The organism is Paenibacillus sp. W4I10 (assembly GCF_030816325.1).
GTDB lineage: Bacteria > Bacillota > Bacilli > Paenibacillales > Paenibacillaceae > Paenibacillus > Paenibacillus amylolyticus_B.
This window is the reverse complement of the sequence record NZ_JAUSXX010000001.1, coordinates 4,262,911-4,280,141: the sequence shown is the minus strand read 5'-3', so window position 1 is coordinate 4,280,141 and position 17,231 is coordinate 4,262,911. Positions and strand designations below refer to the sequence as shown.

Below are 17,231 nucleotides of genomic sequence, written 5' to 3'. Positions count from 1 at the left end.
ACTATATATGACGCCGTAATCGTTTGCAAGCTTTTTTTATTCCGCGTCAAGCAACTCTTTACGAGAAGTGACACGTTGAATATGGATCGTCAAATACACCTTTTCATCAATGGACATGGCACTTTCAAACCTTTCTTCAAGGTACTGATTGATTAATTGGGTGCATTCAAATGCCTTGCTATATTTGTCCTTCACCTGCTCATACAGAAAGTTGTCTCCTGAAGCAAATTGCTCCTGTTCATTACTCAACATTCTCTGCACAAAATATTGAAGATGGGTAATAAACCGGGAATAATTAAATGAATTTTCATCCAGGGCGATGTGGTAATGGTTGGTCACAATGTTGAAGATATCATCAATAACTTCAGTGATTTCAACGGTTTGTTTCATGCCTTGAGCATCTTGACGAGCGTTTACAAAATGCATTGCAATAAAGCTGGCCTCATGTTCATCCATCTGGATGCCGAATTGTTCCTGGATCAGCTCCACAGCGTTCATGCCAATCCCAAACTCCTTCCTGTAAAACTTCTTGATCTGCCACAAAAGGGAATTCTTCAGCCCGACGGATTTACGGTACCGGGTAATGGCAAACTGAATATGATCGATCAATGATATATAGATATTATCACTAAAAATATCGCCCATTTCCTTTTTGGCATGGCCCACAATTTCGTCTGCTAACTTCAAATATTCAACCGATGTTTCCCCAATCAGATCAATGAGTTTTTGCGGTATTTTATCTGATTTCAGCACAAAGGTTTTTTCGATTTTATCCTCATCCACGGGCTGCCCGTTTTTCTTTTTGAAGCCAAGACCGTTGCCAATGACAACAAATTCGTGACCAACCTGGTTCTCAGCCCGGATGACATTGTTGTTAAAAATCTGACGGATGATCATATATGTGTTTCACCTCAATTGGTCGTAATAATAACAAAAAACCCAAACTAAGGCTTAATAGACAGCCTTGGTTTGGGTATCGCCTGCTTACCAGTAACAATCCCGAAGAAGACGCAGCTTCCTCTTTCAATTATGTCCACTATACCGCTTTCATAACAGAATAACAATACAATGATTTCTGGAAATGGACGTAAAGACGTGGATTTTTGGTATAATAAGAAATGCTGGAAGTGAATTAGATGGGCTGGGTTGCATAATAAGTTACCGAGGACGGTCATTTTTAAGCATATACAGGATTATTGGAGTGATAACATGAGCAATGCAAAAGGAAAAGGCGGCACCGGCCGTGGTACGGGTAAAAAAGGCTGGAACCGTTGGCAAGCCGCTGCAAACCGGGCAAAAAGTGCCCCGAAGCCTTATAAAAGTAAAGGTACAAAGAAGAAGGATGATACCGAAACTTCAAGTGGCAAGCCCGAGTAAGTATGGTTTGACGATGCCAGAGGAGAGAGCTGCCTGACTAACGGGTGGGTCTCTTTTTGCTTGAAAAGATAAAAAATTAAATTGACAGTATTGTAAATATGGTAATAATATAGAGCTTACGCAAATTAGATGGTAGTGCTACTATATAGAGAAAGGAGCAACAGCATGCCTGTTAATATGGTTGAAAATCCACTTGGACTGATTCTGTCACGGACGTATCTGGCATACAAAAAAACAACAACCAGAAATCTGAGCGAACAGGATATTACTCCGGAACAATTTGCAGTTCTGAATGAATTGAGCAAGGCTGGAAGCCATATATCACAGAAAAAACTGGCCGAATTAACAGTGCGGGACCAGACAACTGTAGGCAAAATTATAGACAAGTTGATTCGCAAAGGTCTGGTGACAAGAGAAGAAGATCCACAGGACCGCAGAGCGGTTTTGCTTTGTTTGACGGCGGAAGGACTGGAAATGAATGACGTTCTTACACCAAAGGCAAAACAGCAAGAGCAAGAGGCACTCGCCGAATGTTCCCCTGAAGAGCTTGAAGCATTCATGAATGTGATGAATCGTATCTATGAGAAGATGAAATAAATTTTTTTGACCAAATATGTGCATGTGCATATATATGTAGTGCAATTATTTTAATTTTAACTAACGGGAGTCGTGAACGAATGAGAAGCTTCAAAGATTTTCTTAAAGTGCCACAGACAAAAATAGGGTTGGTTTTTGCATTGATTGTTCCGCTGTTATTTGTTGTGATCTGGATGACGGGTTATCATCAAGCCACGGAGAGAGTGGATCAACTTCAAGTTGCTCTCGTGAACGAAGACGGGACACAGGGAACAGAGGTGCAGAAGCAGATTGAAACGCTCGCGCCTTTCCATGTCAATGTTCTGGGATCTGCCGAGGAAGCTGAGCAACAGATGAATGCAGGTAACTATGCGATGGTTATTGTTATTCCGGAAGGATTCACTGACCAGATTGAAGGAGGTACAGAGGCGAGTTTGTCCTTTTATATCAATCAGGGAAATGCGGATGTAGCCAAATCCATTGTGGAACATGCCGCGACCGGAATGACTGCACAAATGGGTCAAGGGATTCTGGAATCCAAGGTTCAAGTGACACTCAATAATGATAGTATAAACAGCGATGAACTGAGTGCAGCTATTGGACAAGCGATGGCGAAGATGAATGAAGGGCCTGTGAAGGCTGAAATTAATAAAACGAACAGCGTGAGTGATTTTGCAACATCGATGCTGCCCATGATTCTGGGTTTTATCACCTACATTGCTTCGATGACCATGAACATTCAGTTCAATATTACGTCGAATATCATGAAGCGTACCCATTCCAAATGGGAAATCTTCTGGGGACGGCAATTGCTGTTATTGTGTATAGCTGTGATTGTTCCCCTAATTGTGGATACAGTAGCTCTTCAGTTCACGGATGTTGCGAGCTCCTTCGGCGCTTTGTATCTGTATCATGTGCTGGTGAGTCTGGCTTGTATCTGTTTTACACAAATGAGTTTTGCCCTGTTTGGCAATGCAGGACCTCTATTTAATGTAGCGATGGTTCCGCTCCAGTTGATGACAGCAGGAAATATCATTTCAGCCGAGATGCTGGCGCCATTCTACCGTTATATCGGAAACTTTCTGCCCGCTTCCAATGGAGTACAGGGATTTATGCGTTTGATCTATAGTGGAGAAGCAGTGGGGGGATACATGGTTCATCTTCTGTTGATCTCGATTATTACGTGGGGAATTACGTTGCTGCGAGTTGGCATGCAAAAAGCAGGTAATGGACAAATGACGATGACGCCTCCAGCATCAGCACAGGCACAACATTAAGAGTTTCCTTCTATATAATGTAATAACACACAAGAAAGTGGTTCACGTATAGTTATATGCGTGCATCACTTTTTTTGTGTATCTTCTATAATAGTTCTACTTATACTCGTGGTAACTTACAGTACCCCCAGTAATTTTACATGACCTTGATAAAAGGACAACCTAAATTGAGCATATTAATGAAGCTAAAATATATGAGAGGAGATGTAGGCTAATACGTTTAAAATCAATTAGACATGTATGGCGATGTATGAATGGAAAAAATGTCGTTTAAGCTATAATAAACTTTACACTGGGATAGAGGAGAGTAACACAGTAAAGTTAGTTGGTTTGTAGTAAATGAATTATATTAAATTAAGTATTGTAATTAATATTTATACGTGATATATTATTAGTCCGGCCAAGAAAACACGGTTTAACACTGGTGCGGCAAGCGAATGAAATAAGCTTCGAAAGAAACTTAAAAAAAAGAGCTTGCAAAGTTGGTTCGGACATGATATTATATAAGAGTTGCTGAAGAGAACGATATTCGGTAACAAAACAAGTTTGATCTTTGAAAACTGAACAACGAGTGAGTAAACATTCTGCTTGCAGAATGAACGCGAAAGTTTGAAACAAGCCTTGGCTTGGATCGACTGGAGCACAAAATGAGATTTTTAATCTCGTCAGATTCAAAATGAGCTTATCGCTCTTTTCAATACTTTATTGGAGAGTTTGATCCTGGCTCAGGACGAACGCTGGCGGCATGCCTAATACATGCAAGTCGAGCGGAGTTGATAGGAAGCTTGCTTCCTTGATACTTAGCGGCGGACGGGTGAGTAACACGTAGGCAACCTGCCCTCAAGTTTGGGACAACTACCGGAAACGGTAGCTAATACCGAATAATTGTTTTCTTCGCCTGAAGAGAACTGGAAAGACGGAGCAATCTGTCACTTGGGGATGGGCCTGCGGCGCATTAGCTAGTTGGTGGGGTAACGGCTCACCAAGGCGACGATGCGTAGCCGACCTGAGAGGGTGATCGGCCACACTGGGACTGAGACACGGCCCAGACTCCTACGGGAGGCAGCAGTAGGGAATCTTCCGCAATGGGCGAAAGCCTGACGGAGCAATGCCGCGTGAGTGATGAAGGTTTTCGGATCGTAAAGCTCTGTTGCCAGGGAAGAACGCTTGGGAGAGTAACTGCTCTCAAGGTGACGGTACCTGAGAAGAAAGCCCCGGCTAACTACGTGCCAGCAGCCGCGGTAATACGTAGGGGGCAAGCGTTGTCCGGAATTATTGGGCGTAAAGCGCGCGCAGGCGGTCATTTAAGTCTGGTGTTTAATCCCGGGGCTCAACCCCGGATCGCACTGGAAACTGGGTGACTTGAGTGCAGAAGAGGAGAGTGGAATTCCACGTGTAGCGGTGAAATGCGTAGATATGTGGAGGAACACCAGTGGCGAAGGCGACTCTCTGGGCTGTAACTGACGCTGAGGCGCGAAAGCGTGGGGAGCAAACAGGATTAGATACCCTGGTAGTCCACGCCGTAAACGATGAGTGCTAGGTGTTAGGGGTTTCGATACCCTTGGTGCCGAAGTTAACACATTAAGCACTCCGCCTGGGGAGTACGGTCGCAAGACTGAAACTCAAAGGAATTGACGGGGACCCGCACAAGCAGTGGAGTATGTGGTTTAATTCGAAGCAACGCGAAGAACCTTACCAGGTCTTGACATCCCTCTGATCGGTACAGAGATGTATCTTTCCTTCGGGACAGAGGAGACAGGTGGTGCATGGTTGTCGTCAGCTCGTGTCGTGAGATGTTGGGTTAAGTCCCGCAACGAGCGCAACCCTTATATTTAGTTGCCAGCACTTCGGGTGGGCACTCTAGATAGACTGCCGGTGACAAACCGGAGGAAGGTGGGGATGACGTCAAATCATCATGCCCCTTATGACCTGGGCTACACACGTACTACAATGGCCGGTACAACGGGCTGCGAAATCGCGAGATGGAGCCAATCCCAACAAAGCCGGTCTCAGTTCGGATTGCAGGCTGCAACTCGCCTGCATGAAGTCGGAATTGCTAGTAATCGCGGATCAGCATGCCGCGGTGAATACGTTCCCGGGTCTTGTACACACCGCCCGTCACACCACGAGAGTTTATAACACCCGAAGTCGGTGGGGTAACCGCAAGGAGCCAGCCGCCGAAGGTGGGATAGATGATTGGGGTGAAGTCGTAACAAGGTAGCCGTATCGGAAGGTGCGGCTGGATCACCTCCTTTCTATGGAGAATCGTTTCCTGCAACGGAAACATTCAAATATAAAATCTAGCCAGGTCGGCTAGTTACTCACTCGTTGCTCAGTTTTGAGAGCTCAAACTCTCAAAACAGCTTGCTTTTGCATGGAGCTTGTTCTTTGAAAACTAGATATCGAAACGAAACAAACGCGAATTAGAACATTCCTTTTTAGCTGAACTTGTGTACAACAAGTTTAAATAAAAACGGTAGATTGCACGTACGATGGTATCGAATGGGAGCGACTTTTGGCTTTGCGCAAGCAAAACAAGGGAAGCGAGCAGTCGAAACCGGAGCACGAGGTTAAGCTACTAAGAGCACACGGAGGATGCCTAGGCGCTAGGAGCCGATGAAGGACGTGGCGAACAACGAAACTGCCTCGGGGAGCTGTAAGCAAGCTTTGATCCGGGGGTGTCCGAATGGGGAAACCCAGCTGGGGTAATTTCCAGTTACTCACAACTGAATACATAGGTTGTGTAGAGGCATACCAGGGGAACTGAAACATCTAAGTACCCTGAGGAAGAGAAAACAATAGTGATTCCGTCAGTAGCGGCGAGCGAACGCGGAGAAGCCCAAACCAGAGAGCTTGCTCTTTGGGGTTGTGGGACGTCTCACATGGAGTTACAAAGGAACCGGTTAAGCGAAGAGGTCTGGAAAGGCCCGCCAAAGAAGGTAAAAGCCCTGTAGTTGAAAGTTGGTTCCCTCCGAGACGGATCCCGAGTAGTGCGGGGCACGTGAAACCCCGTATGAATCCGGCAGGACCATCTGCCAAGGCTAAATACTTCCTAGCGACCGATAGTGAAGCAGTACCGTGAGGGAAAGGTGAAAAGCACCCCGGAAGGGGAGTGAAATAGAACCTGAAACCGTGTGCTTACAAAAAGTCAGAGCCCGTTTTAGGGGTGATGGCGTGCCTTTTGTAGAATGAACCGGCGAGTTACGTTCCCGTGCAAGGTTAAGGTGAAGAGCCGGAGCCGCAGCGAAAGCGAGTCTGAATAGGGCGATTGAGTACGTGGACGTAGACCCGAAACCGGGTGATCTACCCCTGTCCAGGGTGAAGGTGCGGTAACACGCACTGGAGGCCCGAACCCACGCATGTTGAAAAATGCGGGGATGAGGTGGGGGTAGCGGAGAAATTCCAATCGAACTCGGAGATAGCTGGTTCTCCCCGAAATAGCTTTAGGGCTAGCCTCGGAAAACAGAGTCGTGGAGGTAGAGCACTGATTGGGTGCGGGGCCCGCAAGGGTTACCAAGCTCAGTCAAACTCCGAATGCCATAGACTTACTTCCGGGAGTCAGACAGTGAGTGCTAAGATCCATTGTCAAAAGGGAAACAGCCCAGACCATCAGCTAAGGTCCCCAAGTGTGTGTTAAGTGGGAAAGGATGTGGAGTTGCACAGACAACCAGGATGTTGGCTTAGAAGCAGCCACCATTGAAAGAGTGCGTAATAGCTCACTGGTCGAGTGACTCTGCGCCGAAAATGTAACGGGGCTAAACACACCACCGAAGCTATGGCTTGATGCTTTGCATCAGGGGTAGGGGAGCGTTGTATAAGGGTTGAAGGTGTACCGTAAGGAGCGCTGGACATTATACAAGTGAGAATGCCGGTATGAGTAACGAAAAGATCAGTGAGAATCTGATCCGCCGAAAGCCTAAGGGTTCCTGAGGAAGGCTCGTCCGCTCAGGGTAAGTCGGGACCTAAGGCGAGGCCGAAAGGCGTAGTCGAAGGACAACAGGTTGAAATTCCTGTACCACCGTAAGCCGTTATGAGCAATGGGGGGACGCAGTAGGGTAGTGACGCGGACTGATGGATGTCCGTCTAAGCAGTGAGGCTGATGTGTAGGCAAATCCGCACATTGTAAGGCTGAGCTGTGATGGGGAGCGAAAATTATAGTAGCGAAGGTCATGATCTCACACTGCCAAGAAAAGCCTCTAGCCAGGTGATGGTGCCCGTACCGCAAACCGACACAGGTAGGCGAGAAGAGTATTCTAAGGCGCGCGGAAGAACTCTCGTTAAGGAACTCGGCAAAATGACCCCGTAACTTCGGGAGAAGGGGTGCCCCGGTAGTGTGAATAGCACGAGGGGGCCGCAGTGAAAAGGCCCAAGCGACTGTTTAGCAAAAACACAGGTCTGTGCGAAGCCGTAAGGCGAAGTATACGGGCTGACGCCTGCCCGGTGCTGGAAGGTTAAGGGGAGTGGTTAGGGAGTAATCCCGAAGCTGTGAACCGAAGCCCCAGTAAACGGCGGCCGTAACTATAACGGTCCTAAGGTAGCGAAATTCCTTGTCAGGTAAATTCTGACCCGCACGAATGGCGTAACGACTTGGGCGCTGTCTCAACGAGAGATCCGGTGAAATTTTAATACCTGTGAAGATGCAGGTTACCCGCGACAAGACGGAAAGACCCCATGGAGCTTTACTGCAGCTTGATATTGAATTTGGGTACGATCTGTACAGGATAGGTGGGAGCCTTTGAAACGGGAGCGCCAGCTTGCGTGGAGGCAACGTTGGGATACCACCCTGATCGTATCTAGGTTCTAACCTGGTACCGTAATCCGGTGCGGGGACAGTGTCAGGTGGGCAGTTTGACTGGGGCGGTCGCCTCCTAAAGAGTAACGGAGGCGCCCAAAGGTTCCCTCAGAATGGTTGGAAATCATTCGAAGAGTGCAAAGGCATAAGGGAGCTTGACTGCGAGACCTACAAGTCGAGCAGGGACGAAAGTCGGGCTTAGTGATCCGGTGGTACCGCATGGAAGGGCCATCGCTCAACGGATAAAAGCTACCCTGGGGATAACAGGCTTATCTCCCCCAAGAGTCCACATCGACGGGGAGGTTTGGCACCTCGATGTCGGCTCATCGCATCCTGGGGCTGAAGTAGGTCCCAAGGGTTGGGCTGTTCGCCCATTAAAGCGGTACGCGAGCTGGGTTCAGAACGTCGTGAGACAGTTCGGTCCCTATCTGTCGTGGGCGTAGGAAATTTGAGAGGAGCTGTCCTTAGTACGAGAGGACCGGGATGGACGTACCGCTGGTGTACCAGTTGTTCCGCCAGGAGCACCGCTGGGTAGCTATGTACGGACGGGATAAACGCTGAAAGCATCTAAGCGTGAAGCCCCCCTCAAGATGAGATTTCCCAGTATGTAAGACCCCTTGAAGACGACGAGGTAGATAGGCTGGGGGTGGAAGTGCAGCAATGCATGGAGCTGACCAGTACTAATCGGTCGAGGGCTTATCCAATAGCAAGTTGTAATTCGCATGTTTCGTTTCGAATCTAGTTTTCAGAGAACGATCTCTGAAATGTAAGCTATGCGTTTGGTGGCGATGGCGGAGGGGTTCCACACGTACCCATCCCGAACACGACCGTTAAGCCCTCTAGCGCCGATGGTACTTGGACCGCAGGGTCCTGGGAGAGTAGGACGCCGCCAAGCAATAGGAAGACACACTTGAATGATTTCGAGTGTGTCTTTTTTGTGTTTTAATGTAATTCATAATTTCCGATTTGACTTGTTATATACATAAAATACTGGCGTTCCAATCCTTAAAGCTGTGATACAATAGGTGAGGTCTATATAGAAAACGGAAACACGCATAAGTACGAGGAGGAAAAGTGAACACGATGAAATCAGCCCCGTTTATTGCCGTGGAAGGTCCGATCGGAGCGGGGAAAACAACGCTGGCAACGATGCTTTCCCATGAATTGAATCTTCCGTTAGTTAAAGAAATCGTAGAAGAGAATCCATTTCTGGCTTCCTTTTATCAGGATATCGACGAGTGGAGTTTCCAATTGGAAATGTTTTTTCTGTGTAATCGGTTTAAACAACTGGAAGACACGGGCGCTCATTATGTAGAGCAGAATACCCCAGTCATTTCAGACTATCATATCTATAAAAATATGATTTTTGCCGATCGTACCTTAAAGGGAACGAAACGGGATAAGTATCGTCAAATCTATCATCTGTTAACAGATGATCTGCCAAAGCCCAATCTGGTGCTCTATATTGAAGCTGAACTCGATACGTTGATGTACCGCATTAACAAGCGTGGACGCTCATTTGAGCAGGATATGGACCCGGCATATATGGAACAACTGATCGCTGATTACAAAACAGGCATGGACTATCTGGCGAATAGCTCAAATCCACCAGTAATCATTAAGGTCAATGCAGAGCAACTCGATTTTGTGGAACATCCTGAGCACTTCAGGCAGATTGTTAATCAGGTAAAGGAGTATATCATATGAATAACTATGGCATTCCATCGAATGCATTAATTACGGTAGCAGGTACGGTTGGGGTGGGTAAATCCACGTTAACGGCTGCGCTTGCACAGCGTTTGAATTTCAAGACTTCTTTGGAGCAAGTGGATCATAATCCATATTTGGAGAAGTTCTATCATGACTTTGAGCGTTGGAGCTTCCATCTGCAGATTTATTTCCTGGCAGAGCGCTTCAAGGAACAGAAGAAGATTTTTGAACTAGGTGGGGGATTCGTTCAGGATCGTTCCATCTATGAAGATACGGGCATTTTTGCACAAATGCATGCAGATCAAGGAACCATGTCTGCTACAGATTTCGAGACATACAGCAGTTTGTTTGAAGCGATGGTAATGACACCGTATTTCCCACATCCAGACGTGCTGATCTATCTGGAAGGCAGTCTGCCTTCGATTTTAAACCGAATTACGGAACGCGGACGTGAGATGGAGATTCAGACGGATCGTTCGTACTGGGAGCACATGCACGAGCGCTATTCCGTGTGGATTGATCAGTTTACGGCTTGCCCTGTGCTACGTCTGAACATTGATGAGTATGATGTGCATGATCCGGCATCGGTGGATGCCATTTTGGCACAGATTGCAGCTGTCATTCAGCCTTCCAAGGAAGTACAAAGGTAAGATAGAGAGAGCTTTTCAATGTAGTTTTCTCGGTTATATTGGTTATATCTATGATACAGATATGGACAACATCCCTTCTACGGCAATTATGCTGTTGGAGGGATGTTTTTTTATGTGCCAAGGGAATGATTATGAGATGTTTGTGGATAAAACTAAAATGATATATTCGAGCGAATAAGGAAATGGATGCTTAATATATCTTTTCTATTATATAAATACATGGTCACCAAAAGTAGAAAAATGTTGAATAATAGGTCTTTTTGTGGTTTCATAGGAAAGGTGAATTCTGGAAAAGAAGCATATGCATGACTCAGGAGGGAAAGACAACGTGGAAGAGAAACAAGGAGTTAAAATCGGTATGCCGATCATTGGTGGTTTAATTGCAGCCATTCTGGGAGGCATCGTATGGGCAGCTATTGCTGCAATGACCGAGTATGAGGTAGGATTAATTGCGATTTTGATTGGAGCACTCACAGGCTACGCGGTTGTGTTGTTCTCCAATAAACGAATTGCGACAGTACATAAGATTATTGCCGTACTGTTTGCGCTCGTAGGCATTTTGTTGGGGAAATATCTGACGGTGGTTTATTTTACTTCTGAACTGTTTGGTGATGTAAGCGTGATGGAACTCGTGTTTGATAGCGAGATGATCAGTGCGTTTGTGGAAACCTTCCAGGAGTATTTCAGTCAACCGATTGATTTGTTATTCATCGTGCTTGCGATTGTATCTGCATGGCAGATTCCTGGCCGGATGGCGAGAACTAGTCTAGCTACGGATGCATCTTCATCGGATCACGCGCCAAGAGCTTAATCGGATAGACGGTGGACGCTGGTAGCAAAATGAAGAACGTTTGACAGAAGAAACTTAATATCATCTTCCTAAGCATCTGGGGAAACGGTTATATCGAAGGACTGGGAGCAGAAGAAAAACGTAGTAAAGAGCATCTACACTAAAAGATATTTATAAAGTACTCAGAGTGAGCAGCAGTTAGGCATGTTCACATTGCGGCTGAGTTACTTGCATATACAAAAGGGACGATACGCCTTAGGGCGTACGTCCCTTTTGTGATCTACCAGTTAGGAGGTGGGATATGGCTCATAACTGTTGCAACAACTCGGATCGATTTAAATTACTTACCACTTAACCCTAGTATATATCCAACATGTTCATAAGGTTAATTACAAGAAAGATGTGGTCACCCCAGAAGGTAGGTCCAAATATCCCAAGGGTCATTTACTGCGAATAAAGCTGATGACGAGAATATTTTACCTTTACAGGACAGGGGTGTAACTTCCAGACTATCGTTTACAGTGCACATCTGAAGGCATATGAGAGTTGAATAATACTGTATGTGGTTGAAGACAGGTCTATATTATTTGTTTTGGTCAGCAAATACAGCCATGGCATCTCTCATAAATACTGCCAATCCATCGCCAAACTGATCAATATTACGTGTGAAACGTTCATCGTCCACGTACATCTGACCAAGTCCTCTGAAGGCTTCAGGTGAGTAGCTTCCCATTTGATTTAGCCAAGTGTACCACTCTTGGATGCCGGCCTGTGCCTCCACAGATGCTGGTTCTGTGTGACGAAGTGAAGCCAGACGTTTGTAGATTTCGTTCATTTGTTCGGATAGAGCCTTCTGATCTGTGGTTGATTTACTGTGCAGCGTCTGATTGGCGTGATCGACGGCATGGTCTCCCCAACGTTCCCGCGCTTCTTGTTCATACGGATTCTGGCTAAAATCAAATCCTTCGAATTGTTCTTTGGCTGTCATTTTAATTTCTCCTCTCACGTGTAAAACCGTTCTATCAATGGTAGCAATCATCTGGTCCAAGCGTTGGCGCTTCTCCAGCAGTATAAGTCGATGCATTTTAAGTGCTTCTTCCGGATTGAAGGAGGGGTTGGTTATAATGTTTTTGATCTCCTTCAGAGAGAAGTCGAGTTCCTTGAAAAACAGTATCTGCTGCAACCGTTCCAGGTTGGCATCTGAATATAATCGATATCCGGCAGAAGTCACTTCGTCCGGGGTTAATAGTCCGATCTCATCATAATGATGCAGTGTGCGCACACTGATCGAGGCAAGTTCGGCAACTTCTTTTACCTTCATGGCCATGTGTGAAACCTCCTTACAACATCGATTCTACAGTGTCACGTTACGTGAGAGTCAACCGTTGAAAATGAAAAAACAAGATGCGAGCATGGAGGCTGCATCTTGATCATGGATTGGTGAATAGATGTGACTGAATTATTGTATCATTCAGTCACTGTAGGGGAGCGGATGCGCTTCTAAGTCGAAGACATAGACTGCCGCGCCGCAGGGGGGGAGGCTCCACTGTTATGGAGAGGAGCGTGAGCAGTTGTGTGCTGCACCATGTATTCGGTGCAGCCCCCGGGGCTGGCAGTGCAGGGAGAGCAGGGCTACGCCTGCATCCCGCGCACTGCCGCAGCGAACTGCACAGCCGCTGCGCGCACATCGGCCGCGCCCGCGATGGCGGAGATGACGGCTACGCCGTCGGCTCCAGCCGCCATCACGGCGGCCGTGGTATCGGGCGTAATGCCGCCGATACCCACAATCGGAACTGCGATGCCTGCGGCGCGCAGTTCCGCCACCCCTGCGGGGCCCAGCACAGCGTGGGCATCCGCTTTGGAGCGCGTCGGGTACATGGGCCCGACGCCAAGGTAGTCGGCGCCCGCCTGCACCGCACGGCGCGCCTCATCCACAGAGTGGGCGGATACGCCAAGCATCCGCCCATCTCCAATGCGGGCGCGTACTAGCGCCGCGTCCGCATCTTCCTGGCCGACATGCACGCCGTCGGCCTCCACCGCTACAGCCAGCTCCACATCATCGTTCACGATGAACGGGACCCCGTGCTGGCTGCACACCTCGCGAAGCCGCATCGCAAGCGTGATGCTAGCTTTGCCAACCAGGGCGCCAGTTCCCTTTTCACGGAACTGGAACAGCGTGATGCCGCCAGCAATGGCCTGGCGCAGCACTTCCACAGGGTTTTGCGTTGTATTAACGCTGCCCATCACCAAATACACCTGCATCGCGCGGCGTACCGCTTCTACATCCCAAGGGCGCATCACTGCTCACCCCGTTGTCTGCGCTGATACGCAAAATGATTTGTCGGCCCATGCCCGGCCCCAATCCCCAGCTCATCTTCGATGGCTGCCTGAATGAATGCTCGCGCGGTCGTAACGGCAGCCAGAACAGGTGAACCCTTGGCTAACTCTGCGGTAATGGCCGCAGAGTACGTGCATCCTGTTCCGTGTGTATGACGTGTTACCACACGAACATTCTCCAGGTAATGAAAAGACTGCCCATCGTAGAGCACATCCACGATCATGCCACTTCCTTCATCATGACCACCTTTGACCAAAGCATACGTTGAGCCCATCTGTACAATCCGTCTTGCGGCTTCTTCTCGCTGACTCAGATTCGTGATAGACATCTCGGTAAGCAATTCCGCTTCAGGAATATTAGGTGTTGTGATCAGGGCATGGGGCAACAGCTCCGTAACCAGCGCTTGTACAGCTTCCTGCTGGAGCAGAGGGGCACCGCCTTTGGCGACCATCACGGGGTCGATGACCAGATTAGACCAACGGTAATGCTGCCATTTCTCAGCAACTAGCCGAATAATCTCAGCACTATATAACATGCCGGTCTTCGTTGCGGTTGGTTGAAAGTCTTCGCCGGTCGAGTCCAATTGCTGGGCAATGCCATCGTAAGGGATGGGAAAAACGCCCTGCACACCTGTGGTATTTTGGGCAGCAATAGCGGTGATAACGGTCATGCCGTATACGCCAAGCTCCTGGAACGTTTTCAGATCGGCCTGAATTCCTGCTCCGCCCCCGTTATCAGAACCTGCAATGGTTAGCGCTTGAGCAATGCTCATATTGCACCTCCACGGATCTGACGGATTTGTGCGCGTTCTGCCAAGAGGTCTGGTGTTACTTGTGCCAGTTGATTCAACAATTCAATCTGGAAGCTGCCTGGCCCCTGATGAGCTGTCCGCTCTGCCGCCAGTTCAGCCGCTACACCATAAAACGCGAGCGCTTCAACAACACTGCCTAGAAGATCGGCTCCTGATTCCGCTATGGCTGTAAAAGCACCAATCACCGAACTGAGCAGACAGCCAGCACCTGTGACCTGAGTGAGCAGGGCATGACCATTACTCGTAAGGAATGTGGATTGTCCATCAGTAATGATATCTTCTTTTCCGGTAATGACCACAACACAGCCAAGTTTATGAGCTGCCCGCTCCGTAATTCCAATCCGGTCACCTTCACCTGATCCTGCGTCCACACCTTTAATACTCCAGCTCTCACCGATGACATTGGCGACTTCCGCCACATTGCCGCGCAGCACCGTGAGGCGAAGCTCACGAACGAGCATCTGCACGGTTTCTGTACGATAGGTGGTCGCACCAGCTCCAACCGGATCAAGCACCACAGGCACGTGATGCGCATTAGCCGATTGGCCTGCCAGACGGATCGCCTGAACGACTTTGTCATCGAGTGTACCGATGTTGAGTACCACGGCTCCTGACATCTTGGCGACATCAGCGACCTCTTCATGAGCATAGGCCATAAAAGGGGACGCACCTAGTGCAAGCAGACCATTGGCTGTGAAGGGAGCCACGACAAGGTTGGTGATATTGTGTACCAGCGGATTTTGCGTACGAACACGTTCCAGATAAGACATATAATTTCCTCCTTGTTTTGAAGTAACCCCATCGGCGGAAGTCCGATATCTGGAGTCACTCAGCAGAATAATAGGATATGAGTCTCCTTGTTGAGTTGGGGCGCAGAGTGTAATGACAACGAGAGGCATTAAGCATAAAAGCAGAAACGTAAGATATAAATCAATTTCATAACTCACTAAAAATGGATTTTTGTACCTGAATATAGATGAATTGAATCATTTTGATTTATATCCAGCCTTGATTGAAACAGCTAAAGGTTGGATTCATATAAAAAGTAAATTGACAGAACCGCCGCAGTACAAAAACGCAACAATACAAAATACAGAAAGTGAACCCAGGGTATTTCCAAACTCAGGCAAGCGATATGGTGACGGACGTTAGCGTCCAACGAGTGTCTTGAAGCCAATACCAATACTAAGACCATGATCATTCTGGCAGCTCATCTGACGAATTGCTTGCGAATTAATGGTTTCTAAAGAACACAGGACGTCTTATTTTGCTGTCAGGTCCTCCTTTTGAAATGTAAGGAACATCAGACACGTTATTTCCCAGAATTCCTAACAAAAACGCTTTAAATAGCTGTTTATTCTGATATAGCGTGTCTCAGATTTCTTAGATTTCTGCAAACGCTCCAAATCCTTGAATAGAAAGCCACAGATTCGTTAGCGCTCGCTGCATGCTCTACTCCAAGCACATTAAGGAGCTAGCTCCCAGTAGGTTTGAAGATATGCGCTAATGTTCGTACCAAATACATATCAACAAGCTACCCAAACGCATATCAAGCTGCTCTGATGCACATCAAGCCACTTAGGCTTGTTAAAAATTCTGATCCTCAGATGCTTGCTTCAGGCCAATTCCATTTCGCAAAACTTCCTGCATCCGATCCTCACGTTTCTTGCTAACTTTGCTTTTGATCACATTGCTCTCATTCCCTTGCGTTCAGTCACTTTTCCTTTATTCACGTTGCTCTCCTTTATTTACTCTCCTTGCAGATTAATAAAAGCATCCTCGGCTTTCACCGATTCAGGAATCAAATCCTGTTCAACGAGCCATGCACGTACATTCTCCCAGGACGCCATTTCCTGCCGGCCAAACGGTTGGCCTTCTTCATTCATGAGTGGCAGTAGAATAGCCAGGCTTTTGGTTTCGATCTCCGGGTCAAGCGGAGACGTTTGATTCTCATGAGCGAGCAGAATATTCAAGGCTTCTTCTGGATGCTCAGTTACATATTTCTGTCCTTCCTGGATCGCTTTGACGAACCGGGTAAGTTGGTCTTTTTTTGCTTCAATGCCAGCTTCACTTGCGGTCAGGACCAATTCATAATAATCAGGCACACCATAGTCGACAGGGTTAATCGATTTCATGGCATGGCCTTCTTTCTCGAGAATCAATTGTTCATGGTTAATAAAACCACCCATAATTGCATCCGCCTGTCCGGAAGCCAGTGAAGGAATCAGATCGAATCCAACGTCAACCAGATTCATGTTATCGGGATTGCCGCCATCATGGCTAATCATTGTACGTACCATCGCTTCATACAGTGGAATCGAAGAATAACTGACAGTTTTACCGTCAAGATCTTTGGGTGAACTCACGTTGCCATTTGCTTCGGTTAACAGATGCACAAGTGGATGCCGAACAACAGCAGCAATGGATCGTACAGGAATGTTCTCGCCACGCGCGAGCAAGATTTGGGGCTGGTAGCTTAGAGCCAGATCAATTTTACCGGCAGCAACAAGTTTGAGTGAATCATTGGTATCCGCAGGCATCTGAATTTCGACATCCAGACCTTGGTCTGCGAAGTACCCTTTTTCCTGAGCCACATAGATGAAGGAGTGTACTGCATTCGGGTACCAGTCGAGCATGATGGACAGTTTATCTTTGGCGTCTGATGCTGGTTCGGTTGCAGACTTGTCTGTTTGTTGTGCATTGGTTGCAGAGTCTGTTGTTGGCGTGTTATTGCTGGTATTCGTGGTGCTGCATCCACTGACTATCAGCAAAAGGCTAATGAGCATGATGGGAAGCAGGGAGTATATACCTTTGTTAGTCATAAATGAAGTTCCTCATTTCATCGTTTGGGTTTGTAGAAAATGGACAGCAGCATGTTAACGGGCAACGTGATGACTGAAACATAATTGC

Annotated in this window: 12 protein-coding genes and 3 rRNA genes; 9 read left to right on the top strand and 6 right to left on the bottom strand. The window is 47.4% G+C overall.

The genetic code is table 11. The features are described 5' to 3' along the window. Window positions 1-36: 36 nt before the first annotated feature. A complete protein-coding gene (licT, locus tag QF049_RS19200) occupies window positions 37-897 on the bottom strand; it encodes a BglG family transcription antiterminator LicT (protein ID WP_307539772.1) in 861 nt (286 codons plus the stop codon). A gap of 312 nt (window positions 898-1,209) precedes the next feature. Between licT and QF049_RS19195 the strand changes: the two genes are divergently transcribed. The 9 genes from QF049_RS19195 (at window position 1,210) to QF049_RS19155 (ending at window position 11,193) form a co-directional block, all read left to right on the top strand. Continuing rightward, complete coding sequence (locus QF049_RS19195) at window positions 1,210-1,377, top strand: DUF3934 family protein (protein WP_074093608.1); 168 nt, start codon at window positions 1,210-1,212, stop codon at window positions 1,375-1,377. A gap of 165 nt (window positions 1,378-1,542) precedes the next feature. Next, window positions 1,543-1,974 (top strand): MarR family winged helix-turn-helix transcriptional regulator, encoded by a 432-nt coding sequence (locus QF049_RS19190; RefSeq protein ID WP_307539769.1) that lies wholly within the window; start codon window positions 1,543-1,545, stop codon window positions 1,972-1,974. A gap of 80 nt (window positions 1,975-2,054) precedes the next feature. Continuing rightward, complete coding sequence (locus QF049_RS19185; protein ID WP_307539767.1) at window positions 2,055-3,230, top strand: YhgE/Pip domain-containing protein; 1,176 nt, start codon at window positions 2,055-2,057, stop codon at window positions 3,228-3,230. Window positions 3,231-3,932: 702 nt separating this feature from the next. After that, a 16S ribosomal RNA gene (locus QF049_RS19180) occupies window positions 3,933-5,485 on the top strand. Window positions 5,486-5,798: 313 nt separating this feature from the next. Beyond that, window positions 5,799-8,726, top strand: a 23S ribosomal RNA gene (locus tag QF049_RS19175). A gap of 74 nt (window positions 8,727-8,800) precedes the next feature. Next, window positions 8,801-8,917: ribosomal RNA gene (rrf, locus tag QF049_RS19170) — 5S ribosomal RNA — on the top strand. The 16S, 23S and 5S rRNA genes sit together here, the layout of an rRNA operon. 188 nt (window positions 8,918-9,105) lie before the next feature. Continuing rightward, window positions 9,106-9,729 (top strand): deoxynucleoside kinase, encoded by a 624-nt coding sequence (locus QF049_RS19165; protein ID WP_017690540.1) that lies wholly within the window; start codon window positions 9,106-9,108, stop codon window positions 9,727-9,729. After that, entirely contained in the window at window positions 9,726-10,382 is a 657-nt protein-coding gene (locus QF049_RS19160; protein WP_192132572.1) for a deoxynucleoside kinase, read from the top strand. Before QF049_RS19165 ends, QF049_RS19160 begins: the two co-directional genes overlap by 4 nt. Window positions 10,383-10,710: 328 nt before the next feature. Beyond that, complete coding sequence (locus tag QF049_RS19155) at window positions 10,711-11,193, top strand: hypothetical protein (RefSeq protein WP_307539765.1); 483 nt, start codon at window positions 10,711-10,713, stop codon at window positions 11,191-11,193. Window positions 11,194-11,755: 562 nt separating this feature from the next. On the opposite strand, the gene QF049_RS19150 is transcribed toward QF049_RS19155, so the two are convergent. From QF049_RS19150 to QF049_RS19130, 5 genes are all read right to left on the bottom strand, one after another. Continuing rightward, on the bottom strand, window positions 11,756-12,499 hold the full coding sequence (locus QF049_RS19150) for a MerR family transcriptional regulator (protein WP_307539762.1): 744 nt from the start codon (window positions 12,497-12,499) through the stop codon (window positions 11,756-11,758). Between the two features lie 305 nt (window positions 12,500-12,804). After that, a complete protein-coding gene (gene thiE, locus QF049_RS19145; protein WP_307539760.1) occupies window positions 12,805-13,470 on the bottom strand; it encodes a thiamine phosphate synthase in 666 nt (221 codons plus the stop codon). Further along, complete coding sequence (gene thiD, locus QF049_RS19140; protein ID WP_249913847.1) at window positions 13,470-14,282, bottom strand: bifunctional hydroxymethylpyrimidine kinase/phosphomethylpyrimidine kinase; 813 nt, start codon at window positions 14,280-14,282, stop codon at window positions 13,470-13,472. Before thiD ends, thiE begins: the two co-directional genes overlap by 1 nt. Next, window positions 14,279-15,091, bottom strand: a complete 813-nt coding sequence (gene thiM / locus QF049_RS19135; RefSeq protein ID WP_307539758.1) for a hydroxyethylthiazole kinase — start codon at window positions 15,089-15,091, stop codon at window positions 14,279-14,281. The genes thiD and thiM overlap by 4 nt, the downstream gene beginning before the upstream one ends. 978 nt (window positions 15,092-16,069) lie before the next feature. Continuing rightward, window positions 16,070-17,143, bottom strand: a complete 1,074-nt coding sequence (locus QF049_RS19130; protein ID WP_307539755.1) for an ABC transporter substrate-binding protein — start codon at window positions 17,141-17,143, stop codon at window positions 16,070-16,072. Window positions 17,144-17,231 lie beyond the last annotated feature (88 nt).